The organism is Saccharothrix longispora, from assembly GCF_031455225.1.
Lineage (GTDB): Bacteria > Actinomycetota > Actinomycetes > Mycobacteriales > Pseudonocardiaceae > Actinosynnema > Actinosynnema longispora.
Genome location: NZ_JAVDSG010000001.1, coordinates 6,116,362 through 6,139,720 on the forward strand (window position 1 = coordinate 6,116,362; position 23,359 = coordinate 6,139,720).

Here is a 23,359-nt window from a genome sequence, read left to right on the forward strand (position 1 = left end):
CCGGTCGGGTGCCGCCCCTCTGCCAGGCTCGGATCGAGCCCCGGGTCGGAGACCTCAGTGGCCGTGGCCGTGACCGTGGCCGTTGCCGGCCGCGGAGGACTCGTCTTCCTTCTTCTCCACGATGGCGCTCTCCGTGGTGAGCACCATGCGCGCGATCGACGCGGCGTTGGAGACCGCGGAGCGGGTCACCTTCACCGGGTCGATGATCCCGGCCTCCAGCAGGTCGCCGTAGGTCAGGGTGGCGGCGTTGAGACCGAAGCCCCAGTCGCCCTCGCGCACCTTGTTGACCACGACGGCGCCTTCGAGGCCCGCGTTCGCGGCGATCCAGAACAGGGCCGAGCCCAGCGCCTCGCGGACGATGGCGACACCGGTCGCCTCGTCGCCCGACAGGTCGAGGCCGTTGTCGAGGACCTTGGCGGCGTGGATCAGCGCGGAGCCGCCACCGGGGACGATGCCCTCCTCCACCGCGGCCTTGGTCGCCGCGACGGCGTCCTCGATGCGGTGCTTGCGCTCCTTGAGCTCGGTCTCGGTGGCCGCGCCGACCTTGATGACGGCGATGCCGCCGGACAGCTTGGCCAGCCGCTCCTGGAGCTTCTCGCGGTCCCAGTCGGAGTCGGTGGCCTCGATCTCGCGGCGCAGCTGCTCCGCGCGACCGGCCACGTCGGCCTTGGTGCCGCCGCCGTCGACGATGGTCGTGTTGTCCTTGGAGACCACGACGCGGCGGGCGGAGCCCAGCACGTCGAGACCCGCCTCGGACAGCTTCAGGCCGACCTCGGCCGCGATGACCTGGCCGCCGGTGACGACCGCGAGGTCGTCCAGGAACGCCTTGCGGCGGTCGCCGAAGTACGGCGCCTTGACCGCGACCACGCGCAGCGTCTTGCGCAGGGCGTTGACCACCAGGGTGGACAGCGCCTCGCCCTCGACGTCCTCGGCGATGATGACCAGCGGCTTGCCGGCCTCGGCGACCTTCTCCAGGATCGGGAGCAGGTCGGCCAGCGCCGAGATCTTCTCGCGGTGCAGCAGGATGCGGGCGTCCTCGAACACCGTCTCCTGGGCTTCGAGGTCGGTGGCGAAGTGCGCCGACACATAGCCCTTGTCGAACTGCACGCCCTCGGTGATCTGCAGCTCGGTCGCCATCGAGGAGGACTCCTCGACGGTGATCACGCCGTCCTCGCCGACCTTCTCGATGGCCTCGCCGAGCAGCGCGCCGATCGACTCGTCGCGGGACGACACGGTGCCGACCTGGGCGATGTTGTCGCGGCCCTTGACCGGGGTGGCCTTGCCCTTGAGGGCGTCCACGACGGCGTCGGCGGCGGCCTGGATGCCGACCCCGAGCGACATGGGGTTGGCGCCGGCGGCCACGTTGCGCAGGCCGACCCGGACCATGGCCTGGGCCAGCACGGTCGCGGTGGTGGTGCCGTCACCGGCGACGTCGTTGGTCTTGGTGGCGACGCTCTTGGCGAGCTGGGCGCCGAGGTTCTCGAACGCGTCGTCCAGCTCGATCTCACGGGCGATGGTGACGCCGTCGTTGGTGACGGTCGGCCCACCGAACTTCTTGTCGAGCACCACGTGCCGGCCGCGCGGACCGAGGGTCACCTTGACCGTGTCCGCGAGCTTGTTCACGCCGCGTTCGAGAGCCCGACGAGCGTCCTCGTCGAAGCTGATCTGCTTGGGCATTGCTTACCTCTCCTGGATGCGAAACGCCCCGGTAGCCCCGGTGATGGGGTCGCCGGGGCGCCTTGCCTGACAGCCGGACGTCAGTTGACGACGGCCAGCACGTCGCGGGCGGAGAGGATGAGGTACTCCTCGCCGTTGTACTTGACCTCGGTGCCGCCGTACTTGGAGTAGATGACGACGTCGCCGACAGCCACGTCCACCGGGACGCGGTTGCCCTTGTCGTCGATCCGGCCGGGGCCGACCGCGAGGACCTTGCCCTCCTGGGGCTTCTCCTTCGCGGTGTCCGGGATCACGAGGCCGGAAGCGGTCGTGGTCTCGGCCTCACTGGCCTGGACGACGATCTTGTCCTCGAGCGGCTTGATGTTCACGCTCACCGGGCTGACCTCCACGGTCGTCGAAAGCGTTGGCAGGTTGCGTTACGGCTCCTGCCACCCCGCCGTCGCGGGGGTCGGGGCGGTTGCTGGTGCCGTGCATCTAGCACTCTACCCATGCGAGTGCCAACGCTTCAACGACCCCCCGTCACTCGTCCCGGGGACCGGGCCGCGCCACGCCGTCGGGATCGGCGCGGAACCGGTCGGCGTGCCCGTCCGGGACGTCCGCGCGGGCACGCCGATGTGGAACAGCTCGGGCGGGCTGCTCCGCGGACGGCGGCTCACCGCCTGAGGTCGGCCTGCCGGAGCGGCCTCGCGCGGTGGTCCGGTGGTGGCGGTCTCGGGAACCCGGTCGGGCAGGTGGGCGGGTGGCGGGCCCGGCGGGGTCAGAGGACCTGGATGGTGCCCACCGGCAGGCCGGGTGTGGTGGACAGGTCCATCGGGGACGGCTTCGCGCCCGCCGCGACCAGGTGCGCGCCCAGGGCGGCGATCATCGCGCCGTTGTCGGTGCACAGGCGGGGACTCGGGACGCGCAGCAGGATGCCCGCCTCGGCGCAGCGCTCCGCCGCCAGGCCGGAGAGGCGCGAGTTGGCCGCCACCCCGCCGGAGATCACCAGGGTGTCCACGCCCAGGTCCTTGCACGCCCGGATCGCCTTGGCCGTCAGCACGTCCGCCACGGCCTCCTGGAACGACGCCGCCACGTCGGCCAGCGGGACCTCCTCGCCGGCCCGCTCCTGCCGCTCCACCCACCGCGCGACCGAGGTCTTCAACCCGGAGAACGAGAAGTCGTACTTCGAATCGCGGGGACCGGTCAGGCCGCGCGGGAACGCGATCGCGCACCCGTTGCCCTGCTTGGCCAACTTGTCGATGGGCGGGCCGCCGGGGTAGGGCAGGTCCAGCAGCCGGGCCACCTTGTCGTACGCCTCACCGGCCGCGTCGTCGACGGTCGAGCCGATCTCGGTGATCCGCTCGGCCAGGCCCTCCACCAGCAGCAGCTGCGAGTGGCCGCCGGACACCAGCAGCGCCAGGCAGCGCTTCGGCAGCGGGCCGTGCTGGAGGGTGTCCGCGGCGACGTGCCCGGCCAGGTGGTTCACCCCGAACAGGGGCTTGTCCAGCGCCGCCGCGTACGCCTTGGCCGCCGACACGCCGACCAGCAGCGCGCCCGCGAGACCCGGTCCGGCGGTGACCGCGATCGAGTGCACGTCCCGCAGCTCGACCCCGGCCTTCTCCACCGCCCGGCGCATGGTCGGGACCATCGCCTCCAGGTGCGCCCGGGACGCGACCTCGGGCACGACGCCGCCGAAGCGGGCGTGCTCCTCGACGCTGGACGCGACCTCGTCGGCCAGCAGTTCCATCGCGCCGTCCGGGCCGAGCCGGACGATGCCGACGCCGGTCTCGTCGCACGAGCTCTCGATACCGAGGATGAGCCGGTCAGTCACGGTTCGCGGGCCTTCCCATCGTGTACGCGTCGGCGCCCGACGGCTGGTAGTAGCGGCGGCGCAGGCCGAGGTGCTCGAACCCGTGCGCCAGGTAGAGGTTGATGGCGGTCGCGTTGTCGGTCCGCACCTCCAGGAACACCGGGAGGCCGGTCTCGTCCGCCTTGGCCAGCAGGGTGCGCAGCAGCGCCTTGCCGACGCCCGTGCCCTGCTGCCCGGCGACCACGGCGATGGTGTGCACGCTCGCCTCGAAGTCGGTCAGGCCCAGCCCGGCGTACCCGATCAGGACGCCGTCGAGGTACGCGCCGACGTAGAAGGCGCCGTTGTCCAGCTCGCTGCGGAACGCGCCCTCGCTCCACGGGTCGTCGCCGGGGAACAGGTCCTGCTCGATCCGCGCGCACCGCGGCGCGTCCTCGTGCCGCAGCGGGGCGATCGTGACGGTGCCGGTGCTCACCCCTTGGTCACCCGCTTGCGGCCGACCGGTTCGACGGCGTCGGGTCGGCGCAGGTAGAGCGGGGTGAGGGCGGCCGGGCGGGCGCCGGCCAGCAGCTCCTCCGCCGCGGCGGCCACCAGGGACACCGGCGACGGGTAGCGCGCCGCCACGACCGGCAGGCCGAGCACGTCGGCGTACAGCGAGGCGCCCTCGCCCGCGGCCGAGGCGACGGCGGGCAGCTTGGCGGCCAGGTCGGCGGGCCGGTCCACGTGCGGGCCGTCGGTGCGCCGCCCGGCCGCGTCGTAGGCGGCCCAGTAGACCTCCTTGCGGCGGGCGTCGGTGGCCACCAGCAGCGGCTTGCCGGTCGCCGCGTCCAGCGCGACGGCGTCGGGCGTGGGCACCGGGTACACCGGCCGGTTGAGCGCCTGGCCGAGCGCGGCGGCGGTGACCAGGCCGACGCGCAGGCCGGTGAACGGCCCGGGCCCCGAACCGCACACGACGGCGTCGAGGTCGGCGAGGGTGCGACCGGCTTCCGCCAGCGCCTCCTGGAGGTGCGGGGTGAGCAGCTCGCCGTGCGCCTTCGCGTTGACCGTCACCCGCTCGGCGAGCAGTCGCGGGGGCGAGTCGGGGGTCAGTTCCACGACACCGGCCGTCACGGCGGGGGTCGCGGTGTCCAAGGCGAGCACCAGCACAACGGTCAAGGATAGAGGTGCCCCCGGCCGCCCGGGACTCGGCGACCCGGTGCGCGGCCCACACTGGACTTGACGTCCACGTCAAGTCGGAGGATCGGCACCGTGCGCATCGGAGAACTGGCGCGGCGGGGTGGGACGACCACCCGTGCGCTGCGCTACTACGAGTCCCTGGGCCTGCTGCCGGACCGGCGCGGGGCGAACGGGCAGCGGGAGTACGGCGAGGACGACCTGCGGCTGGTCGCCGAGATCCGCTCGTTGACCGGCATCGGCTTCGCCCTGGAGGACACCCGGCCGTTCGTGCAGTGCCTGCGCGACGGGCACGCCAGCGGTGACGCCTGCCCGGCGTCGGTCGCGGTGTACCGGCGCAAGCTCGCCGAGCTGGACGAGTGCCTCGCCCGGCTCGGCGAGGCCAGGGAACGGGTGCGCGCGCAGTTGGAGGACGCCGAGCGGAGGAGCAGACCGTGCGCACGCTGACCGAACTGACCGACGACACGTTCGCCGAGGGGGTGGCCACCGGGACCGTGCTGGTGGAGTTCCGGGCCGACTGGTGCCCGCCGTGCCGGATGCTCGAACCGGTGCTTGTGGAGATCGACGCCGAGCGCGACGACCTGACCGTGGTGAAGCTCGACACGGACCGGAACCCGCGCACGGCGCGCGACCAGCGGATCATGTCCGCGCCCACGCTCCAGCTCTACAAGGACGGCGAACTGGTGGCCCAGGTCGTCGGCGCACGACCGAAGATCCACCTGATGGCGTGGCTCGAACCACACTTGTGATGCGCCAGGCGGTTCGGCCGGTCACTGTGGGTGGATGCTGCTGCCGGCGTTGGCCTCACCGTCGTCGAAGACCGCCCTGCGCTTCCCCGGGCGGGAGCTGACCTACGAGCGGTTGGCCGACGAGGCCCGCCGCGTCGCGCGCGGGGTGCGCGGGATGCGGCGGGTCGCCGTGTGGGCCCGCAACACGCCCGAGACGTGCGTGGCGGTCGTCGGCGCGCTGCTCGCGGGCGTGCCCGTGGTGCCGCTGAACCCGAAGCTCGGCGAGCGCGAGCTGGCGCACGTCCTCGCCGACAGCGCGCCCGACCTGGTCGTGGACGACGAGCTGCCGTCCGGGCCGGCGTGCGAGCTGCCCGAGCCGGACGCCGAGGCGCCCGCGCTGATCGTCTACACCAGCGGCACCACCGGGCCGCCGAAGGGCGTGGTGCTGCCGCGCCGGGCGCTGGCCACCAACCTCGACGCGCTGGCCTCGGCGTGGGCGTGGACCGCCGACGACGTCGTGGTGCACGGCCTGCCGCTGTTCCACGTGCACGGCCTCGTCGTCGGCGTGCTGGGACCGCTGCGGCGCGGCGGCACCGCGCACCACCTCGGCTCGTTCGGCGTCGCGGCCGCGGCGGCGGCGCTGGAGGCCGGCGGCACGATGCTGTTCGGCGTCCCGACGATGTACCACCGGATCGCGAACGAGCCGGAGCACGCGGCGGCGTTCGCCCGCGCCCGGCTGCTGGTGTCCGGTTCGGCCGCGCTGCCCGCGAGCGTGCACGAGCGCATCGAGCGGCTGACCGGGCAGCGCGTCGTGGAGCGGTACGGCATGACCGAGACCCTGATGAACACCAGCGTCCGCGTGGACGGCGACCGGCGGCCCGGCGCGGTGGGCCCGCCGCTGCCCGGCGTGGAGCTGCGGGTCGTCGGCGACGAACCCGGCGAGATCGAGGTGCGCGGCCCGAACCTGTTCCTGGAGTACCTGAACCGGCCCGACGCGACCGCCGAGGCGTTCCGCGACGGCTGGTTCCGCACCGGGGACCTCGCCGTGGTCGACCCCGACGGGTACGTCCGGATCGTCGGCCGCCGGGCCACCGACCTGATCAAGAGCGGCGGCTACAAGATCGGCGCGGGCGAGATCGAGAACGCGCTGCTGGAGCACCCCACCGTGGCCGAGGTCGCGGTGACCGGCGAACCGGACGAGGACCTGGGCGAACGGGTCGTGGCCTGGGTGGTGGCGCGCGGGGAGGCGCCCGCCCCGGAGGAGCTGGGCGACCACGTGGCGCGACTGCTGTCGCCGCACAAGCGCCCGCGCGTCGTGCGGTACGTGGACGCGCTGCCGCGCAACGACCTGGGCAAGGTGCTGAAGCGGGAGCTGCGGTGAACGCGCCCGACCCCCTGGGCTGGCCGGGGTACCGGGACCAGGTGGCGCGGGCCCGGGAGCGGACGGGCGGCGTCGAGTCGGTGTCGTGGCGGCGGACCCGGCGCGCGGTGGAGGTCGTGTTCGACTTCCGGTTCCTCGGCGGGTCGGTCGGCACGGCCACCGGCGACGTGGTCGAGGAGGCGTTCGGGCAGGCGCGGGCCGCGCGCCTGCCGGTCGTGTCGCGGATCGCCACCGGCGGCAGCCGGATGCAGGAGGGGATGCTGTCGCTGCGGCAGCTCCAGCGGGTGGCGGCGCTGTGCGCGCGGCACCGCGCGGCCGGCCTGCCGCACGTGTCGGTGCTGGGCGACCCGACGACCGGCGGCCTGTGGGCGTCGCTCGGCGCGGGCGCGGACTACGTGATCGCGGTGGCCGGGGCGCAGGTCGGGTTCGCGGGCAGCAGGGTGCGCCCGGCCGACGATCCCGCCTACACCGCCGAGGGCCAGTTCGCGGCGGGCGCGGTCGACGTCGTGGCGGAGCCGGGCGACGTGGACGCGCTGGTCACCGCGGTCCTCGAACTGCTGACCCGGGGCGACGCGGTCCCCGCCGAGGTGCCCCGCGCCCTGGGCGCCGAGGACCTGCCCGCGGACGGGTGGGGCGCGGTGCTGCGGGCGCGCGCCCCGGAACGCCCCCGCGCGGCCCGGTACCTCGACGACTACTTCGACCTGCGGGTGCCGGTCAACGGCGACCGGGCCGGGGGCGTGGACCCGGGGGTGCTGTGCGGCATCGGCCTGCGGGGCGAGCGGCCCGTCGCGTTCGCCGCGCAGACCGGCACGGCCACCACGCCGGCCGGGTTCCGCACCGCGTCCCGGCTGATCCGGCTGGCCGAGCGGTTCGCGCTGCCCGTGCTCACGCTGGTCGACACGCCGGGCGCGGCCAACGACCCGGCCGCCGAGCGCGCGGGCGTCGGCCCGGCCATCGCCGAGCTGTTCACCGCCGTCGCCGAGAGCCGCGTGCCCGTCACGACCCTGGTGATCGGCGAGGGCGGCTCCGGCGGCGCGCTCGCGCTGGCCTCACCCGAGCACACGTGGATCACGCCCGACGCCTACTTCTCGGTGATCGCGCCGGAACTGGCGGCGAACATCCTCAAGCGCGACGACGTGCCCGCGCTCGCCGACGACCTGCGGCTGCGACCGCAGGACCTGGTCGAGCTGGGCGTGGTGCGCGGGATCGCGTCACACGGGTAGCCCGCGGGTCACACCGGCAGTTCCCGCTCGGCCCACGCGCCGTGCGGGCTCAGGTGCGCGACCCGCACGTCGTCGTCGCGCCGCTCCAGCGTGATGAGCAGGTGGTCCTCGTTGAGGCGCTCGGCCACGCCCTCGCCCCACTCGACGGCGACCACCGCGTCCACCAGGTCGGTGTCCAGGTCGAGGTCGTCCAGCTCGTCGAGGTGCCCGCCGAGCCGGTAGGCGTCCACGTGCACCAGGGCCACGCCCCGGCCGCCCGGCGCGGGGTCGTGCACCCGGGCGATGACGAACGTCGGCGAGCTGACCCGCCCCGTCACGCCCAGGCCCGCGGCGAGGCCGCGCACCAGCGCCGTCTTGCCCGCGCCCAGCGGACCGGACAGCAGCACGAGGTCGCCACCCCGCACCAGCCCGCCCAGCCTGCGCCCGAAGTCCTCGGTGTCCGCCACCTCGGGAAGCATCACGCTCACGCCCGTCGCCACCACTGCCGACCGCCCTCCGACCGTTCGGCGGCACTGCGCCGAACCAGACCGACCAGGTGCCCGGTGACCAGGTCTGCCTGCTCCAACATGAGCATGTGGCCCGCGCCGGGCACGCGGACCAGTTCGCCGTGCGGCATCTCCTCGGCCATCCGCTCGGCGTGCGAGAACGGCGTCAGCTTGTCCGCGTCGCCGCTGATCACCAGCACCTCGCAGTGCCGCAGACCGGCCAGCGCCTTGTAGCGGTTGTGCGTGCCGAGGGTCTCCAGGAACTCGGTGAGCGCCTGCACGGTGACGCCGTTGATCATCCTGCCCATCAGGTCGACCATCGACGGGCTGACGTGCCGGTCGCCGAACGCCAGGGTCCGGATGCCGCTCCAGGTGAGCGTCGAGGCGCGTCGCCGCACCCACTCGACCAGACCCGGCTGGAGGCCCGCCAGGCGACCGACGCCCAGCGTCACCGGGTTGTGCCGGGACAGCACGGACCTGGGCAGCCCCGCGCCGCCGACCTCGCCCGCCGCCGTGCCGACGAGGGCGACGCCGCGCACCCGCTCGGCGAACAGCTCGGGCCGGTGCTCGGCCAGCGCCATGATCGTCATGCCGCCCATCGAGTGCCCGACGAGGACCAGCGGGCCGTCCGGGGCCATGCTGCGGACGACCGCGTCGAGGTCGTGGGCGAGCTGGTCGATCGTGCTGGACCCGGGCGCGGCGCGGCCCGAGCGGCCGTGGCTGCGCTGGTCGTAGAGGACCTGGCGGACCCGCGGGTCGGTGAGCTTCGCCAGGTCGCGGCGCTGGAAGTGCCAGCAGCGGCGGTCGAGGGCGAAGCCGTGCACGAGGACGACGGTGAGGTCGGGCCTGCCGCCGTCCGCGGGATCGACCTCCTCGGCCGACAGCGGCACGCCGTCGTCGGCGGCCACCGTGGACTCGCGGTTCGGGGTGAGCCCGCCCAGCGGTTCGTCGGCGAACGGGTCGTCGGCCTCGCGGTCGTGCGAGACCTTCTTCTGGTTCGCGGCCACGCCGACCGCCACGCCGGTCACCGCGGCGCCGAGGATGCCGCCCGCCCAGCCGACGGCCTTCCACAGCGTGTTCACCGGTACACCCTGGTCACGCGCGGGCGGTACATGCCGGTGACGATCTCGTAGTCGATGGTGCCGGTGGTGTCGGCCCACTCGCGGACCGTGGGCTCACCGCGCTCGCCGGCACCGAACAGCACGACCTCGTCGCCCTCGGCGGGCCGGTCGTCACCGCAGTCGACCACGACCTGGTCCATGCAGACCCGGCCGACGACCGGGCGGCGCCGACCGCCGAGCCACACGTGCATCCGGTTGGACAGGGCGCGCGGCACGCCGTCCGCGTACCCGACGGGGACCAGGGCCAGCGTGGTGTCGGACTTGGCGGTCCAGGTCATGCCGTAGGACACGGACTCGCCGACCGCGATGCGCTTGGTGAGGGCGACGGACGAGCGGAACGTCATCACCGGGCGCAGGTCGGCCGGGACCGGGACCGGGTTGAGGCCGTAGACCGCGATGCCCGGCCGGACGAGGTCGAAGTGCAGGTCCGAGCGGGTGAGGAGGGCGGCGGAGTTGGCCAGGTGGCGGAGCGGGTCCAGACCGGCGGCGCGGGCCTCGCGGAAGGCGTCGTCGAAGCGCGCGGCCTGGGCGTCGGTGCCCGGGTGGCCGACCTCGTCGGCGACGGCGAGGTGCGACCAGACGGCGTGGACCCGCACGTTGGGGGTCCTGGCGGCCTTCTCGACCAGTTCGGGCCAGTCGGCGGGCGGGCAGCCGCCGCGGGAGAGACCGGTGTCGACCTTGAGGTGCACGCGGGCCGTGCGGCCGGCCCTGGTGGCGGCGTCCGCGATGTCGTCGAGCTGCCGGGGTGAGGACGCCGACAGGTCGATCCCCTGCTCCACGCCGGGCGCGTAGTCCGTTCCGGGCGGGTCGAGCCAGGCGAGGATCGGCGCGGTGAGCCCGGCGGCCCTGAGCCTCAGCGCCTCGTCCAGCGAGCAGGAGCCGAGCCAGGCGGCCCCCGCCTGCACCGCGGCCCTCGCCACCTCCACCGCCCCGTGGCCGTACCCGTCCGCCTTGACGACGGCCATGGTCCCGGCTCCCGGCGCGAGCGCGTCGAGGTGGGCGACGTTGTGCCGGAGGTTGTCGAGGTCGATCACGACCTCAGCGCGAGGAGCAGCCATAACACCGCTCATGGTGACACAGCCCGCGAGTCGTGCGTTCAAGCCGGGCGAGTCGTACGTCCAAGCCGCGCGAGTCGTGCGTCCAGGTCCGGTGAGTTGCACGTTCAGGTCCGGTGAGTTCCATGTTCAGGTCGGGAGGCCCTGGTCCCGAACGCAGAACTCGGTGGTCCTGAACGTACGACTCGCGCGGCGCGAACGTACGACTCGCGCGGGAGGAACGTACGACTCGCGGGTCAGGGGGTGCGGGTGGTGCGGATGGCGTCGGGGAGGGCGTGGAGGAGGGCGGAGGCGGGGATGGGGGCCCCGTCGGCGGCCAGGGCGGCAGCGAGGGTGTGGACGCGGGTGGCGCAGGCCGCGGCCAGGGCGGGGTCCAACCCGGCTGCCAGGAGGGAGCCCAGGACGCCCGACAGGACGTCGCCCGAGCCCGCGGTGGCGGCCCAGGAGTTGCCGGCCCGGTTGACGAGGGTGCGGCCGTCGGGGGACGCGATCACGGTGGCGTGCCCCTTGAGGAGGACCACGGCGCCGAACTTGTCCGCGGCACGTCGGGCGGCGGCCACGCGGTCCTCGCCCACCGGGCCGGCCAGGCGTTCGTACTCGCGATCGTGCGGGGTCAGGACGAGCGGGGTGTCGGGGTCGCGCGCGTCCCACAGGTCGGGGTTGTTGGCGAGCATGGTGATGGCGTCCGCGTCCGCGCACACCGGGACGCCCGCCTCCAGGACGGTGCGGAGCACCTGCTCGGACCCGAGGCCGGTGCCGAGCCCCGGACCGACGACCCACGCCTGCACGCGGCCCGCGTCGGTGATCGAGCCCGTGCAGATCGCCTCCGGCCAGTGCGCCCGCACGGCCTCGGCCGCCGGACCCGCGTAGCGCACCAGCCCCGACGTGGACAGCAAGGACGCGCCGGTGGCCAGCACCGCCGCACCGGGGTAGGTCGACGAACCGGCGGCGACGCCCGTCACGCCCTGCGTGTACTTGTCCGAGTCGGGGCCGGGGACGGGCCAGGCCGCGCCCACGTCCGCCGGGTCGAGTTCGAGCAGGTCGGGACCGGGGAGCGCGTCGGCCAGGCCGATGTCGACCAGCCGCACGTCGCCGCAGTCGGCCAGCGCGTGCACGGGCTTGAGGCAGCCGAACGTCACGGTGGTGTGCGCGCGCACCGCGGGTCCGGCGACGTGACCGGTGTCCGGGTCCACGCCGCTCGGCAGGTCCACGGCCAGCACGGGCGCGTCCAGCCCGGCCACGTGGGCGGCGGCGTCCGGGCGCAGCGGGCCGCGCGCGGACAGGCCGACGATGCCGTCGACGACCAGGTCCACCGGTCCCAGTCGGTCCACGACCCGGCCGCCGGCGCGGCGGAACGCGGCCAGGCCCTCGGCGTGGGCGCGGGACGGTTCGAGCAGCACCGCGGTCACGGTCACGCCCCGCTTGCGCAGGTGGTACCCGGCCCACAGGGCGTCGCCGCCGTTGTTGCCCGCGCCGACCAGCAGGCCGACCCGGCGCCGCCCGGCGAGCAGTTCCGCCGCGACGACGGCCACGCCGAAGGCCGCCCGCCGCATCAGCGCGCCCGGCGGCACGGCCGCCATGACGCGTTCCTCCGCCGCCCTGACCCGTGCCGTCGTCCACAGACCCCGCATGGGGTCAAGCCTGCCCTACTCGACGGTGACGGACTTCGCGAGGTTGCGGGGCTTGTCCACGTCGTACCCGCGGCTGCGGGCGATCTCCGCGGCGAGCACCTGGAGCGGCACGGTGGAGATCAGCGGCTGGAGCAGCGTCGGCACCGCGGGGATCTCGATCAGGTGATCCGCGAACGGCCGCACGGTCTCGTCGCCCTCCTCGGCGATCACGATGGTGCGCGCGCCGCGGGCCTGGATCTCCGAGATGTTGGACACGAGCTTCGAGTGCAGCTGCGCGCGGCCCTGGGGCGACGGCATGACCACGACGACCGGCAGGCCGGGCTCGATCAGCGCGATCGGGCCGTGCTTCAGCTCGCCCGCCGCGAAGCCCTCGGCGTGCATGTACGCCAGTTCCTTGAGCTTGAGCGCGCCTTCGAGCGCCACCGGGTAGCCGACGTGGCGGCCGAGGAACAGCACGGCCTTGGAGTCGGCCAGCTCGCGGCCCAGCGCCCGGACCCGCTCGACGGTGCCGAGCACCTTCTGCACGGCGGCGGGCATGGCCTCCAGCTCGTGGAACTCGCGGGCCACCTCGTCCGGGTACTTGGTGCCGCGCGCCTGTGCCAGGGCCAGGCCGACGAGGTAGTTCGCCGCGATCTGGGCGAGGAACGCCTTGGTCGACGCCACGCCGATCTCGGGCCCGGCGTGCGTGTAGAGCACGGCGTCGGACTCGCGCGGGATCTGCGCGCCGTTCGTGTTGCACACCGCCAGCACGCGGGCCTTCTGCGCGCGGGCGTGCCGCACGGCCTCCAGCGTGTCGGCGGTCTCGCCGGACTGGGAGACGGCGACGACGAGGGTGTCGCGGTCGAGCACCGGGTCGCGGTAGCGGAACTCGGACGCCAGCTCGACCTCGACGGGCAGGCGGGTCCAGTGCTCGATGGCGTACTTGGCGACCAGGCCGGAGTGGTAGGCCGAACCGCAGGCCACCACGAACACCTTGTCGACGTCGCGCAGGTCCTGGTCGGACAGCCGCTGCTCGTCGAGCACGATCCGGCCGTCGCGGAAGTGGCCGCGCAGCGTGTTGGCCAGCGCCTCGGGCTGCTCGTCGATCTCCTTGAGCATGAAGTACTCGTGGCCGCCCTTCTCGGCGGCGGACAGGTCCCAGTTGACCGTGAACGGCTTGGCCAGCGCCTCGTCACCGTGGAAGTCGGTCACGGTGTAGCCGTCGCGGTCGATGACCACGACCTGGTCCTGCCCCAGCTCGACGGCCTCGCGGGTGTGCTCGATGAACGCCGACACGTCGCTGGCCACGAACGTCTCGCCGTCGCCGACGCCCACGACCAGCGGGGACGAGCGGCGGGCGGCGACGACCAGGTCGGGCTGCTCGGCGTGCGTGACGACGAGGGTGAACGCGCCCTCCAGGCGGCGGACGACGGCGCGCACGCTGGCCGCCAGGTCGCCCTTGGTGTCACCGTCGGCGTAGGCGCGGGCGACGAGGTGGGCGGCGGTCTCGGAGTCCGTGTCGCTCGCCATCTCGACGCCGTCGGCCTCCAGCTCGGCGCGCAGCGCGGCGAAGTTCTCGATGATGCCGTTGTGGACGACCGCGACCTGGCCGGTGACGTCCCGGTGCGGGTGGGAGTTCCGGTCGACCGGCGCCCCGTGCGTGGCCCAGCGGGTGTGGCCCATGCCGGCGGTGCCCGCGAAGCCCTCGCGCCCGACCTCGTCGAGCCGGGCCTCCAGGTTGGTCAGCCGCCCCGCCTTGCGCTCGACGGCCAGGCCGCCCGCGCCGTCGAGGACGGCGACGCCCGCCGAGTCGTAGCCCCGGTACTCCAGTCGCCGCAAACCGTCGAGCACGACGTCCAACGCCGACCGGTGGCCCACATATCCCACGATTCCGCACACGCCGCACAGCGTAACTAGACCAGGAGCATCACCCAAAAGGGCCACCTCAACGCGTTTGCGCAGGTGAGGGTGCGATTTGGTATAGACCAATCGTGAGGTGCACCCGGGTCGGCGCGATCGACTACCGTTCACGCGGTGAGCGGTTACTCGGCGAAGCAGGTGCTCGACCAGCTCGGCAGGCCCGGCCCGCACCCCGTGCTGCGCGGCGACCTCGCCCTGGTCGGACTCCCCGGTCTGGTCTACACGCCCGCGTCCGGCCTCGGCCTGCCCGCGGTCGCGTTCGGGCACGGCTGGTTGCAGCCCGTCGAGCGCTACCGGGCGCTGCTGCGGCACCTCGCGTCCTGGGGCGTCGTGGCCGCCGCGCCCGGCACGCAGCGCGGTCCCCTGATGTCCGCCCGCCTGCTCTCCGGGAACCTGCGCACCACGCTCGACGTGCTCACCGGTGTCCGGCTCGGCGACGGCGGGATCAGCGTGGACACCGAGCGCCTCGCCGTGGCGGGGCACTCGATGGGCGGCGGGGCCGCCGTGCTGGCCGCCGCCGACGACAGCCGGGTGCGCGCGGTCGTGACGTTCGCCGCATCCGAGACCCGACCGTCCGCACTGGACGCCGCCCGCCGCGTCACCGCCGCCGGCCTGCACCTGGCCGCCGGCGAGGACCGCATCGCACCGCCCGTCGGGCACGCCGAGGCCATCGCCGACGCCTGGCAGGGCCCCGTGCAGCTGCGGTCGCTGCCCGGCACCGGCCACCTCGGGTTCGCCGAGGGCAGGCACTGGAGCGAACTGCTCCTCGACGGCAAGGGCGAGCGGTCCACCCAGAGGATCGCGCGAGCGCTGACCACCGCGTTCCTGCTGCGCCTGCTGAGGGGCGAGAAGCAGTGGGACGCCCTGCTCGACCACGACGTCAAGGGCGCGCGGCTCGACTACCAGCGCGGTCCGCTCGCCCGACGCTGAACGCGCGACGGCCCCGGTCCTCAGTGGACCGGGGCCGTCGCACGCCTCACGTCAACCAGCTCTGCCCGCCGAAGTCCTCGTCGTCGTCCACCGGCGCGGGACGCCGGGGAGCCGGCCTCACCGCGGGCGGCGGCGGGGGCGGCGGAACCGGGGCCGCCACCGCGGGGAACGGCGTGGTCGGGGGTGTCGGCGCGGGCGTGGTCCACGTGGTGCCCGGTGCCGGCGCCTCGTAGGTCGGCTCGTCGTCCTCGGCGCCGAAGCGGAACTCGCCCGGCTTCTTCTCCGTGGCGGCCTGCGTGCCCCAACCGCCGGCGGCCTTCCGGCGCGCTTCGGTCTCCTCGATGCGCTCGACGACCTTCTGCGCGACCTGCCCCTGCTTCGAGAAGCTGTCGGCGGCCTTCTCCTTGGCCTCGCGCGAACGCCGTTCCCGCAGCTCACGCCGGTCGGCGTGCTCCCGCGAGATCTCGTCCAGGCGGCTCTTGGCCGCGGCCAACCTCTCCGACGCGACGCTCATCGGCGCTCCTCACCCAGCACGCCCTGGACCCGGCTGAGGGCGACGTCGTCGTCGAACAGCGAGCCGGTCGTGCGCCACTGCCCGGGGCTGCTGCGCTCGTTGTCGCCGCCGCCGCCCTGCTGGCCGCCGGCGGCGGGCATCCCGCCGGCCATGCCGCCCATCATGCCGCCGCCGACGGCCGAACCGCCCGGCTGGCCCGCGGTGCTGCCGTCGTGCATGGACGGCAGGGTCGCCGAACCGGCCTGGCCCGCCTGGGAGGCGTTGGTGTCCGCCGCCAGGCCCTGGTCGGCCGAGTTCGGGGCGCTCCACGTGCCGTCCGAACCGGACGACGAGCCGCCGAGCACCGAGTCGGCCCCGTTGAAGCCGCTCGGGCCGCCGCCGAGCACCGACGCGCCGGACGTGGACGTGGTGCCCTCGGTGTTGTACTGGCCGGGGCCGTCGAACGCGGGCCCGGCGCCGAAGCCGCCGAACCCACCGCCACCGCCGGGACCACCACCGCCGGCGGGCAGCGGGACACCGGCGGCGGGCGTGGGCGCGCCCGAGGGCTCGGTGAAGCCGCCCGCGAACCCGCCGCCCCCGACCGCACCACCGGCCGCGCCGCCGTCGGCGACCGGCACCGGCGCGCCCTGCGGCTCGGTGAAGCCGCCGGCGAACCCGCTGCCGGCCGGCGTGCCCTGGGGCTCGGTGAAGCCGCCGTCCGGAGCCGGCACCGCGACCGGCTCCGGCGCGGTGAAGGCGGGTGCGGGCTGACCGATCAGCGGCTCGGCCGGCGCGGGCATCGTGGTCACGTCGCCGGGCCGGTCCGCGCTCGGCAGGTCGGGCATGACCGCCGCGTCCGAACCGGAGTCCGGGGTGTCCTCGCCGAACTCCACGCCGTACTGCTCCGGCGACCCGTCGCCGTCGTCCACGGTCAGGTTGATCTCACCGGTCAGCGGGTCGACCTCGGCCGTGATGGCCAGGCCGTCCAGCTCGATCAGCGCCTTGCCGTCCGCGCCGGCCTCGATCGGGATGGCGCCGTCCGCGCCCGCTCGGCCGCCGTCCTCGGCCGCGGCGAACAGGGCACTGGCCGCGCCGGCCTGCGACCCGCCCGGCACGCCGCCGCCGGACACCGGGGTGGCGCCCGCCAGCGCGCCGGCCAGCGCCGTGCCGCCGTTCTGGCCCATCAGGGCCTTCAGCGCGTCGGGGTTGTCGCTGAAGTCGACGTCGTAGGTCTTGGGCTCGCTCTGCGGCGTGTCGACGGTGATCCTCACGTGGCCGTTCGCGTCCGGCTCGGTGATCCTGATCTCGTTGTCGCCGCTCTTGATGGTGACGGTCTCGGGGTTCTCCTCCTCGCCCTTGAGGCCGTCGGGCTTGCCGCCCTGCTGGTCGTCCGGCTTGCCGTCGCCGTCGAGGTCGTCGGGCTTGCCGTCCCCGTCGGTGTCGCCCGGGACCTCGATCCCGTCGGGCTTGCCGTCGCCGTCCTTGTCGAGCGGGTTCTCCGGCTTCGGGATCTCCGGCATGGCGCCGCCACCACCGCTCCCGCTGCCGCCACCGCCGCTGGGCATGCCGCCACCGCCGCCGGCACCCGTGCCGCCGCCCGACCCCGTGCCGCCACCACCACCGGTGCCGGTGCCGCCGCCGGTGCCGTCGCCGCCCGTGCCGGTGCCGTCGTCACCCTGCCCCGACGAGGGCTCGGGGAACGGGCTCTCGAACTCGGCCATGTAGTTGGCGAGGGTGTCCCACTGCGCGTCGACGGAGGTCTTCGTCTCCGCGCAGCACTGCTTGAACTGCTCGTAGAGGGCCCAGAACTCGGTGTTGAACGAGTCCCTGATCCACTTCTTGCACTGGTTGATCGCGTAGTCGCGGTTCTCGTCGTTCAGCGAGCAGTCGTCGGAGTGGATGCGGTCCGCGATGTTGCTGCCGGTCTTCGAGTCGACCCAGCCCGCGATCTCCAGCACCCGGTCCTTGGAGTAGTCGCCCTCGCCGCGCGCGAACGAGACGACCTTCTCCGCCATGAACGTGTCCGCCTGGCCGATCTGCTCCCGGTACATGCCGAGCACCTCGTCGGCCTTGCCCTTGCACAGCTCGTACACGCCGCTGACGGCGGTGCGGGTCAGCTCGGCGGCCCCGTTCAGGGCGTCACCCAGTTCGGTGATCTTCGGCACGATCTCACCGCTGTAGTGCTCCCGCGACGCCTGGGACGCCGCGCCGTCCCACTCGCCGTACAGGGCGTTGAGCTGCGTGTCCACGTCCGACTTCATCTCGTCGACGCGGGACTTCGCGCCGCTGAACTCGTCGGCCTCCATGAGCAGCTTGTGGAAGTTGATCCCCCGCTGCTCGTCGTACGGCCTGTTGACGTGCTCGGCCATGTTCAGCGAGTGCGTGTTGCCGACGCAGTCGCCGGGCCGGTTGTTCCAGATGGGCTCGAACTTCTCGAAGACCTTCAGGCCCGCCTTGCCCGCGTCGAACAGCTCGTCGGACAGCTTCACGCCGGTGCCGGCCGAGGTGGGGGCCTGCGAGCCGTCCAGGGACGCCTGCCCGTCCTCGACCGCCTTGGTCTGCTCGCGGGAGTTGTAGCTGTTGGACTCGCCCTCGGCCTTGGCCTCGTCGTAGCGGCTCTGGAGGCCGTCGTCCGCGGACGCGCCGTCGCCCCAGTTCCAGAAGCTGGAGGTGTCGTAGCGGTCCTTGTAGGCGTTGGCGTCGTCGGGGATGTTCCACGGCGCGGTGTCGGAGACGTAGGCGTGCATCAGCTCCGCCTTCTTGTCCTCCGACACGTTCGGGTCGTCGAGGACCGCCTTGACGTCGTCCCAGCTCGGCGTCGCCATCAGTACTGGCTCCCCACGTTGCCCGCGTTGGTGGACTCGACGTCGTCGTAGGTCGCGGCGCCGGAGCCGATCTTCCCGGCGAACCCGGCCAGCACGCCGGTCATGTTCGCGATGCCCTTGCCGAAGTTGTCGATCCCCGTCTTGTACTTGGCGAAGTGCTGCTGGTGCGCCTCGCCGAAGTCGCGGGAGATCGTCTCGGTCTGGCCGACCTTCTTCAGCTCGTCGGCCGTGTCCTTGGCGGCATCGGAAATGCCCTTCGAGGCTTTACGCATCGCCTCGGTACTGGTGCCGTAACCGGCCACGGCGATCCACTCCCCTCCGTGGCACGAAGGCCACGACCCTCTCGACCGACTCGCCCGGTACGACGCGGGCGTGCGGCTCGTGGTTCCCATCGTGGCAGCTCGCGCGACTGCCCGGACGCCTTTCCGGTCTCGTCGCACGTGTGGACGACCGGGTGGGTCACCCCTGCCGGGGCGGCTGCGGCGGCTGACCGGGCGGGTACGGCGGCCGGCCGGGCGGTGGGCCGTACGGCGGACCTGCCTGTCCCGGCGGGCCGTACGGCGGACCTGCCTGCGGCGGGCCGTACGGCTGCCCGTGGGGCTGACCGGGGTGCCCGTGCGGCGGCTGGGGACCGGGCCTGTTCCGGCCCTTCTTCACCAGCACCACCACGAGCACGACGACGGCGATCACCACCAGCGCGATGATCGCCATCGAGGCGTAACCGAACCGCACCATGCGGACCCCCGGGCGTGAGACGTCAGTGCACCGAGGAAACCACACCGGCGAGGCGCTGCGCGGCGGACTCGGCCAGCTCGTGCGTCGCCGCCTCCACCATCACCCGGACCAGCTGCTCGGTGCCCGACGGGCGCAGCAGCACCCGGCCGGTGTCGCCCAGCTCGGCCTCCACGGCGGCCACGGCCTCCTTCACGGCGGCGTCCGTCGCCACCGCGGCCTTGTCGGCCACGACGACGTTCAGCAGCACCTGCGGCAGCCGGTGCATCACCGACGCCAACTCGGCCAGCGGCTTGCCCGTCTCGGCCATGCGGGCCATCAGGCGCAGCGCGGTCAACAGGCCGTCGCCGGTGGTGGCGTGCGCGGGCAGGATGACGTGCCCGGACTGCTCGCCGCCGAGCGCGAACCCGCCCGCGCGCAGCTCCTCCAGCACGTACCGGTCGCCCACGGCCGTGGTCCTCAGGGCGATGCCGTGCTCGCGCATCGCGATGTGCAGGCCCAGGTTGCTCATGACGGTGGCGACCAGCGTGTCGTCGGTCAGCTCACCGGATTCCTTCATGCCCAGCGCCAGCACGGCCATCACCTGGTCGCCGTCCAGGTCGTTGCCGTCGGCGTCGACCGCCACGCAGCGGTCCGCGTCGCCGTCGTGCGCGATGCCCAGGTCCGCGCCGTGCTCCACGACGGCGGCGCGCAGCAGCGCAACGTGGTTCGACCCGACGCCGTCGTTGATGTTCAGGCCGTTCGGCGCGCAGTGCATCTCCACGACCTCGGCGCCCGCGCGGCGGTAGGCGTCCGGCGCGGCGACGGACGCGGCGCCGTGCGCGCAGTCCACGACGACCTTCAGGCCGTCCAGTCGGTGCGGCGTCACCTTGACCAGGTGCTGCACGTACTGGCCCTCGGCGTCCTCGATGTCGCGGACCCGGCCGATGCCGGCGCCGGTCGGGCGGTACGGGCGCTCGCCCATCTTCTGCTCGATCTCGTCCTCGACCGCGTCGGGCAGCTTGTGCCCGCCCGCGGCGAAGAGCTTGATGCCGTTGTCGGGCATCGGGTTGTGCGACGCGGAGATCATCACGCCGACGTCGGCGCCCAGCGCGGACACCAGGTAGGCCACGGCCGGCGTGGGCAGCACGCCCGCGCGCAGCACGTCCGCGCCCGCCGACGTGAGACCCGCCACCACGGCCGCCTCCAGCATCTCGCCGCTGGCGCGCGGGTCCCGGCCGACCACGGCGACCGGGCGGTGCGACCGGTCGTGCTCGGCCAGCACGCGCGCCGCGGAAGCGGCCAGCGCCAGCGCCAGCTCGGGGGTCAGGTCCGCGTTGGCGAGACCGCGTACGCCGTCGGTACCGAACAGGCGGGGCATGATCGCCGTGACCTCCACGTGAAGTGCGCAACACTGGGCTGGCGGAACGGACTGACAGGACTCTCGCTGGAAAAAACACCGCGGGAGCAGCAGTTCGACGAAGAACGAAGAACTGGCTGCTCCCGCGGGGTGGTGCTCGCGGACCCGGGTGGGGTCAGCGCTTGCTGTACTGAGGCGCCTTGCGGGCCTTCTTCAGACCGTACTTCTTCCGCTCCTTGACCCGCGGGTCACGGGTGAGGAAGCCGGCCTTCTTCAGCACCGGGCGGTCCTCGGAGTCGACGGCGATCAGCGCACGCGCGATCGCGAGGCGCAGCGCACCGGCCTGGCCGGTGGTGCCGCCGCCGCGCAGGGTCGCGATGACGTCGAACGTCTCCGGCTTCTCCGTCGTCACCAGGGGCTCGCGGATGAGCTGCTGGTGCACCTTGTTCGGGAAGTAGTCGTCCATCGACTTCCCGTTCAGGGTGAACTTGCCGGTGCCGGGGAGGAGCCGCACGCGGACGATCGCCTGCTTGCGGCGGCCGACGGTCTGCGCGAGGTGGTGCGCACCCGCGTTCAGGGTGTGGCGCACGACGGTCGCGGCCTCGGCGTCGGTGTCGTCGGCGCCCTCGGCGTCGGCGTCACCCTCCGCCTCGACGACGTCGGCGTCGGCGTCGACGGCGTCGGTGGCCTCGGCGTCGCCGGCCTCCGTGGCGTCGGCCTCGGTGCCCTCGACAGCCTCGGGGGCGGTCTCGTCGGCGTCGGTCTCGACGGCGTCGAGCTCGGCCTCAGGGGTCGTCACGTCGGTGTCCTCGGTCTGCTGCGGCTCGGTCACTGGCCGACCTTCTTGATCTCGTACGGCTGCGGCTGCTGCGCAGCGTGCGGGTGGTTCGGGCCCGTGTAGACCTTGAGCTTGCCGGCCATCGCGCGGCCGAGGCGGTTCTTGGGCAGCATGCCCTTGATCGCCTTCTCGACCAGCCGGTCGGCGCGGGTGTCGAGCACCTCGCCGAACGAGCGCTGGCGCAGGCCGCCCGGGAAGCCGGAGTGCCGGTACACGAACTCCTGATCACGCTTCTTGCCGGTCAACGCCACCTTGTCCGCGTTGATGACGATGACGAAGTCACCGGTGTCAACGTGGGGGGCGTAAGTCGGCTTGTGCTTGCCGCGCAGCAGCGTCGCGGCCTGGGTGGCGAGCCGACCGAGCACCAGGTCCTGGGCGTCGATCACGTGCCAGGCTCGGGTCACCTCGCCGGGCTTCGGGCTGTACGTGCGCACGGGTCTACCTCGTCGTCAACTTGCGTCTGGGGTCATTGCGGCGGTTGCTCAGGCCAGAGACCCCAGGTGGGCAGAGGACCAGAACACGAGGCGCGCATGGTGCACACCGGGTACCGCACAACAACGTAGGAAGATACCGGGTGGGATCGGGGCGGTCAAAACGGCCCCCGGTCAACCCGGTTCCGGAACCGCTCGCGGACGTCGCCCGCGAGCGGCCGGGGTGGTGCGGGTCACACGTGCGCGGGCCCCGGGACCACGTGGGTCCCGGGGCCCGCGATGCGCGGTGGGGCCGGACTCAGCCCCAGCGGCCCTCGTTCTTCCGCTCCGCCGCGTTGTACGCGTCGTTCGCGGAGGCGACGGCGGTACCGATGGCGGCGAGCACCTGCTGGAGGCCGGCGGCCGACTCGTTCCACTTGTTCTGCGCGACGTTGTACGCGTCGGACGACGCACCCTGCCACTGGGCGATGACCGGGTTGATGCGGTCCTTCAGCTCGTCGAGCTGCTGCTGCACCTGGCTGGCCTGGCCCTGGATGTCGCCGGCGGCCGTGGACAGCGCGCCGAAGTCAACCTTGATCTCGTCGTTCATGATTTCCCCTCGGAAGTCGTATCAAGCAGAAGAGGTATTACCGGTGAAGCTGAGGAAAACGCGGGGGAAAACATCAGCCGCCGAGGCGACCCATGATGTTCGACATCTCCGCGGCCTGCTCCTCTTCCTGCTGCACGTAGGTCTGCGTCGCGCCGCTGATCTGCTCGGCGATGGAGACGAGCGCCTCCTGGAGCTTCGCGGCGTCGGTGTTGAAGCGGTCCATCAGGTTCTTGAACGCGTCGGCCGCGCTACCCCGCCACGCACCGCTCACGGCGTCGATCGTGTTGCGGAGCTGGTTCAGCGTGGCCTGGGTCTGGTCGTTCACGTTCATGATGTCGGTAGCCGCGTTCTGGAGCTCCGGAACACCGGTTGCGTAACCGCTCATCGGGCGTGACCCCCTAGGTCGTCGATCAGGCGTTCTTGGTCCGTACGCCTCTTCCGACGCAGACCCTCCCACGAACGGTTCCGCCGTGTCGCGACTTCCTCCGAAGTAGTTGCGGTAGTAAACGCACCTTCGGGTCAGTAGAGGATTCGCGCTTGCGAAAAGTCCTCGTCATCGTCGGTGCGGGACGGGAGTTGGCCGCTGGGACCCGCCGCCGGACGAGAACCCGAGAACGGCGGCGAAGGAACCGGATTTGCATTCGCGTCCGTTTGCTCGCGCGATTTCTCCACCGGCGGAGTGAGCAGTTCCACACCGGTGGGCAGTTCCTCGACCGGCAACCCCCGGTGCTCGCGGAACCCGGTGGCGACGCGCTGGACGTCCGAGGACGTCGGGGCGTGCCCGTCGGGCCGCACGCGCCGCTCGCGCGCCCGCTCGGCCAGCTCCCGGTTCCGGTCGCGCTGGGCGGCGGTCCTCGCGCCCGCCTCGGCGGCGGCGCGGCGGGCCCTGGTCACCGCCGCGTCGAGGTCCGAGCGGAACCTGGCCACGGCCTCCGGGATGCCGGTCATCACAACCCCCACGCGGTGTTCGGCCGGCCGGGGCGCGGCCCGGTCGCGGTCTGGCTGGTCACGGTACGGCTGGTC

General features: G+C 73.4%; 25 protein-coding genes. 5 read left to right on the top strand and 20 right to left on the bottom strand.

Going from position 1 to position 23,359, the window contains the following annotated elements:
• Positions 1 to 54: 54 nt before the first annotated feature.
• The 5 genes from groL to tsaB all read right to left on the bottom strand — a co-directional run bounded on the left by groL (position 55) and on the right by tsaB (position 4,609).
• Positions 55 to 1,677: a chaperonin GroEL gene (gene groL / locus J2S66_RS25750; RefSeq protein ID WP_310309903.1), complete on the bottom strand. Its 1,623-nt coding sequence runs from the start codon at positions 1,675 to 1,677 to the stop codon at positions 55 to 57.
• Between the two features lie 80 nt (positions 1,678 to 1,757).
• Positions 1,758 to 2,051: a co-chaperone GroES gene (groES, locus tag J2S66_RS25755; protein ID WP_053737364.1), complete on the bottom strand. Its 294-nt coding sequence runs from the start codon at positions 2,049 to 2,051 to the stop codon at positions 1,758 to 1,760.
• 383 nt (positions 2,052 to 2,434) lie between these two features.
• Positions 2,435 to 3,487 (bottom strand): tRNA (adenosine(37)-N6)-threonylcarbamoyltransferase complex transferase subunit TsaD, encoded by a 1,053-nt coding sequence (tsaD, locus tag J2S66_RS25760; protein ID WP_310309905.1) that lies wholly within the window; start codon positions 3,485 to 3,487, stop codon positions 2,435 to 2,437.
• Complete coding sequence (rimI, locus tag J2S66_RS25765) at positions 3,480 to 3,938, bottom strand: ribosomal protein S18-alanine N-acetyltransferase (RefSeq protein WP_310309906.1); 459 nt, start codon at positions 3,936 to 3,938, stop codon at positions 3,480 to 3,482. Before rimI ends, tsaD begins: the two co-directional genes overlap by 8 nt.
• Positions 3,935 to 4,609 carry a tRNA (adenosine(37)-N6)-threonylcarbamoyltransferase complex dimerization subunit type 1 TsaB gene (tsaB, locus tag J2S66_RS25770; RefSeq protein WP_310309907.1) on the bottom strand — a complete coding sequence of 225 codons (675 nt, stop codon included), beginning with the start codon at positions 4,607 to 4,609 and terminating at the stop codon, positions 3,935 to 3,937. The genes rimI and tsaB overlap by 4 nt, the downstream gene beginning before the upstream one ends.
• A gap of 102 nt (positions 4,610 to 4,711) precedes the next feature.
• On the opposite strand from tsaB, the gene J2S66_RS25775 reads away from it, so the two are divergent.
• From J2S66_RS25775 to J2S66_RS25790, 4 genes are read left to right on the top strand one after another with little or no spacing between them, the layout of a single operon-like run.
• Positions 4,712 to 5,083 (top strand): MerR family transcriptional regulator, encoded by a 372-nt coding sequence (locus J2S66_RS25775; protein ID WP_310309908.1) that lies wholly within the window; start codon positions 4,712 to 4,714, stop codon positions 5,081 to 5,083.
• Entirely contained in the window at positions 5,071 to 5,385 is a 315-nt protein-coding gene (locus J2S66_RS25780) for a thioredoxin family protein (RefSeq protein WP_371320590.1), read from the top strand. The genes J2S66_RS25775 and J2S66_RS25780 overlap by 13 nt, the downstream gene beginning before the upstream one ends.
• 34 nt (positions 5,386 to 5,419) lie before the next feature.
• Positions 5,420 to 6,745 carry an acyl-CoA synthetase gene (locus tag J2S66_RS25785; RefSeq protein ID WP_310309909.1) on the top strand — a complete coding sequence of 442 codons (1,326 nt, stop codon included), beginning with the start codon at positions 5,420 to 5,422 and terminating at the stop codon, positions 6,743 to 6,745.
• Entirely contained in the window at positions 6,742 to 7,968 is a 1,227-nt protein-coding gene (locus J2S66_RS25790) for a carboxyl transferase domain-containing protein (RefSeq protein WP_310309910.1), read from the top strand. Before J2S66_RS25785 ends, J2S66_RS25790 begins: the two co-directional genes overlap by 4 nt.
• Before the next feature lie 8 nt (positions 7,969 to 7,976).
• On the opposite strand, the gene tsaE is transcribed toward J2S66_RS25790, so the two are convergent.
• From tsaE to glmS, 5 genes are all read right to left on the bottom strand, one after another.
• A complete protein-coding gene (gene tsaE / locus J2S66_RS25795; protein WP_310315081.1) occupies positions 7,977 to 8,426 on the bottom strand; it encodes a tRNA (adenosine(37)-N6)-threonylcarbamoyltransferase complex ATPase subunit type 1 TsaE in 450 nt (149 codons plus the stop codon).
• Between the two features lie 5 nt (positions 8,427 to 8,431).
• Positions 8,432 to 9,535: an alpha/beta fold hydrolase gene (locus J2S66_RS25800; RefSeq protein ID WP_374726129.1), complete on the bottom strand. Its 1,104-nt coding sequence runs from the start codon at positions 9,533 to 9,535 to the stop codon at positions 8,432 to 8,434.
• Positions 9,532 to 10,632, bottom strand: coding sequence for an alanine racemase (gene alr / locus J2S66_RS25805; protein WP_310309911.1), 1,101 nt, complete (start codon positions 10,630 to 10,632; stop codon positions 9,532 to 9,534). Before alr ends, J2S66_RS25800 begins: the two co-directional genes overlap by 4 nt.
• Before the next feature lie 233 nt (positions 10,633 to 10,865).
• Positions 10,866 to 12,260: an NAD(P)H-hydrate dehydratase gene (locus J2S66_RS25810; protein WP_310309912.1), complete on the bottom strand. Its 1,395-nt coding sequence runs from the start codon at positions 12,258 to 12,260 to the stop codon at positions 10,866 to 10,868.
• A gap of 15 nt (positions 12,261 to 12,275) precedes the next feature.
• Positions 12,276 to 14,138, bottom strand: coding sequence for a glutamine--fructose-6-phosphate transaminase (isomerizing) (glmS, locus tag J2S66_RS25815; RefSeq protein WP_310309913.1), 1,863 nt, complete (start codon positions 14,136 to 14,138; stop codon positions 12,276 to 12,278).
• A gap of 135 nt (positions 14,139 to 14,273) precedes the next feature.
• On the opposite strand from glmS, the gene J2S66_RS25820 reads away from it, so the two are divergent.
• A complete protein-coding gene (locus J2S66_RS25820) occupies positions 14,274 to 15,089 on the top strand; it encodes a dienelactone hydrolase family protein (RefSeq protein ID WP_310309915.1) in 816 nt (271 codons plus the stop codon).
• A 46-nt stretch (positions 15,090 to 15,135) separates the two neighbouring features.
• Here the strand turns inward: J2S66_RS25820 and J2S66_RS25825 are convergent, their stop codons facing one another.
• The 10 genes from J2S66_RS25825 to J2S66_RS25870 all read right to left on the bottom strand — a co-directional run bounded on the left by J2S66_RS25825 (position 15,136) and on the right by J2S66_RS25870 (position 23,284).
• Positions 15,136 to 15,603, bottom strand: a complete 468-nt coding sequence (locus J2S66_RS25825; RefSeq protein WP_310309917.1) for a hypothetical protein — start codon at positions 15,601 to 15,603, stop codon at positions 15,136 to 15,138.
• Positions 15,600 to 18,407 (bottom strand): WXG100 family type VII secretion target, encoded by a 2,808-nt coding sequence (locus J2S66_RS25830; protein ID WP_310309918.1) that lies wholly within the window; start codon positions 18,405 to 18,407, stop codon positions 15,600 to 15,602. The genes J2S66_RS25825 and J2S66_RS25830 overlap by 4 nt, the downstream gene beginning before the upstream one ends.
• The gene (locus J2S66_RS25835; RefSeq protein WP_310309919.1) at positions 18,407 to 18,709 is read right to left on the bottom strand and encodes a hypothetical protein; all 303 of its coding nucleotides are present in this window, start codon (positions 18,707 to 18,709) and stop codon (positions 18,407 to 18,409) included. The genes J2S66_RS25830 and J2S66_RS25835 overlap by 1 nt, the downstream gene beginning before the upstream one ends.
• 157 nt (positions 18,710 to 18,866) lie before the next feature.
• Positions 18,867 to 19,142 carry a hypothetical protein gene (locus J2S66_RS25840; protein ID WP_310309920.1) on the bottom strand — a complete coding sequence of 92 codons (276 nt, stop codon included), beginning with the start codon at positions 19,140 to 19,142 and terminating at the stop codon, positions 18,867 to 18,869.
• A gap of 22 nt (positions 19,143 to 19,164) precedes the next feature.
• On the bottom strand, positions 19,165 to 20,499 hold the full coding sequence (gene glmM / locus J2S66_RS25845; protein ID WP_310309921.1) for a phosphoglucosamine mutase: 1,335 nt from the start codon (positions 20,497 to 20,499) through the stop codon (positions 19,165 to 19,167).
• Positions 20,500 to 20,653: 154 nt separating this feature from the next.
• Complete coding sequence (rpsI, locus tag J2S66_RS25850) at positions 20,654 to 21,310, bottom strand: 30S ribosomal protein S9 (protein ID WP_310309922.1); 657 nt, start codon at positions 21,308 to 21,310, stop codon at positions 20,654 to 20,656.
• Positions 21,307 to 21,750, bottom strand: a complete 444-nt coding sequence (rplM, locus tag J2S66_RS25855) for a 50S ribosomal protein L13 (protein ID WP_306743607.1) — start codon at positions 21,748 to 21,750, stop codon at positions 21,307 to 21,309. The genes rpsI and rplM overlap by 4 nt, the downstream gene beginning before the upstream one ends.
• A 295-nt stretch (positions 21,751 to 22,045) precedes the next feature.
• Complete coding sequence (locus tag J2S66_RS25860) at positions 22,046 to 22,336, bottom strand: WXG100 family type VII secretion target (RefSeq protein ID WP_310309923.1); 291 nt, start codon at positions 22,334 to 22,336, stop codon at positions 22,046 to 22,048.
• A 73-nt stretch (positions 22,337 to 22,409) separates the two neighbouring features.
• Positions 22,410 to 22,721 carry a WXG100 family type VII secretion target gene (locus J2S66_RS25865; protein ID WP_306743609.1) on the bottom strand — a complete coding sequence of 104 codons (312 nt, stop codon included), beginning with the start codon at positions 22,719 to 22,721 and terminating at the stop codon, positions 22,410 to 22,412.
• A gap of 134 nt (positions 22,722 to 22,855) precedes the next feature.
• Positions 22,856 to 23,284 carry a hypothetical protein gene (locus J2S66_RS25870; protein ID WP_310309924.1) on the bottom strand — a complete coding sequence of 143 codons (429 nt, stop codon included), beginning with the start codon at positions 23,282 to 23,284 and terminating at the stop codon, positions 22,856 to 22,858.
• Positions 23,285 to 23,359: the final 75 nt, after the last annotated feature.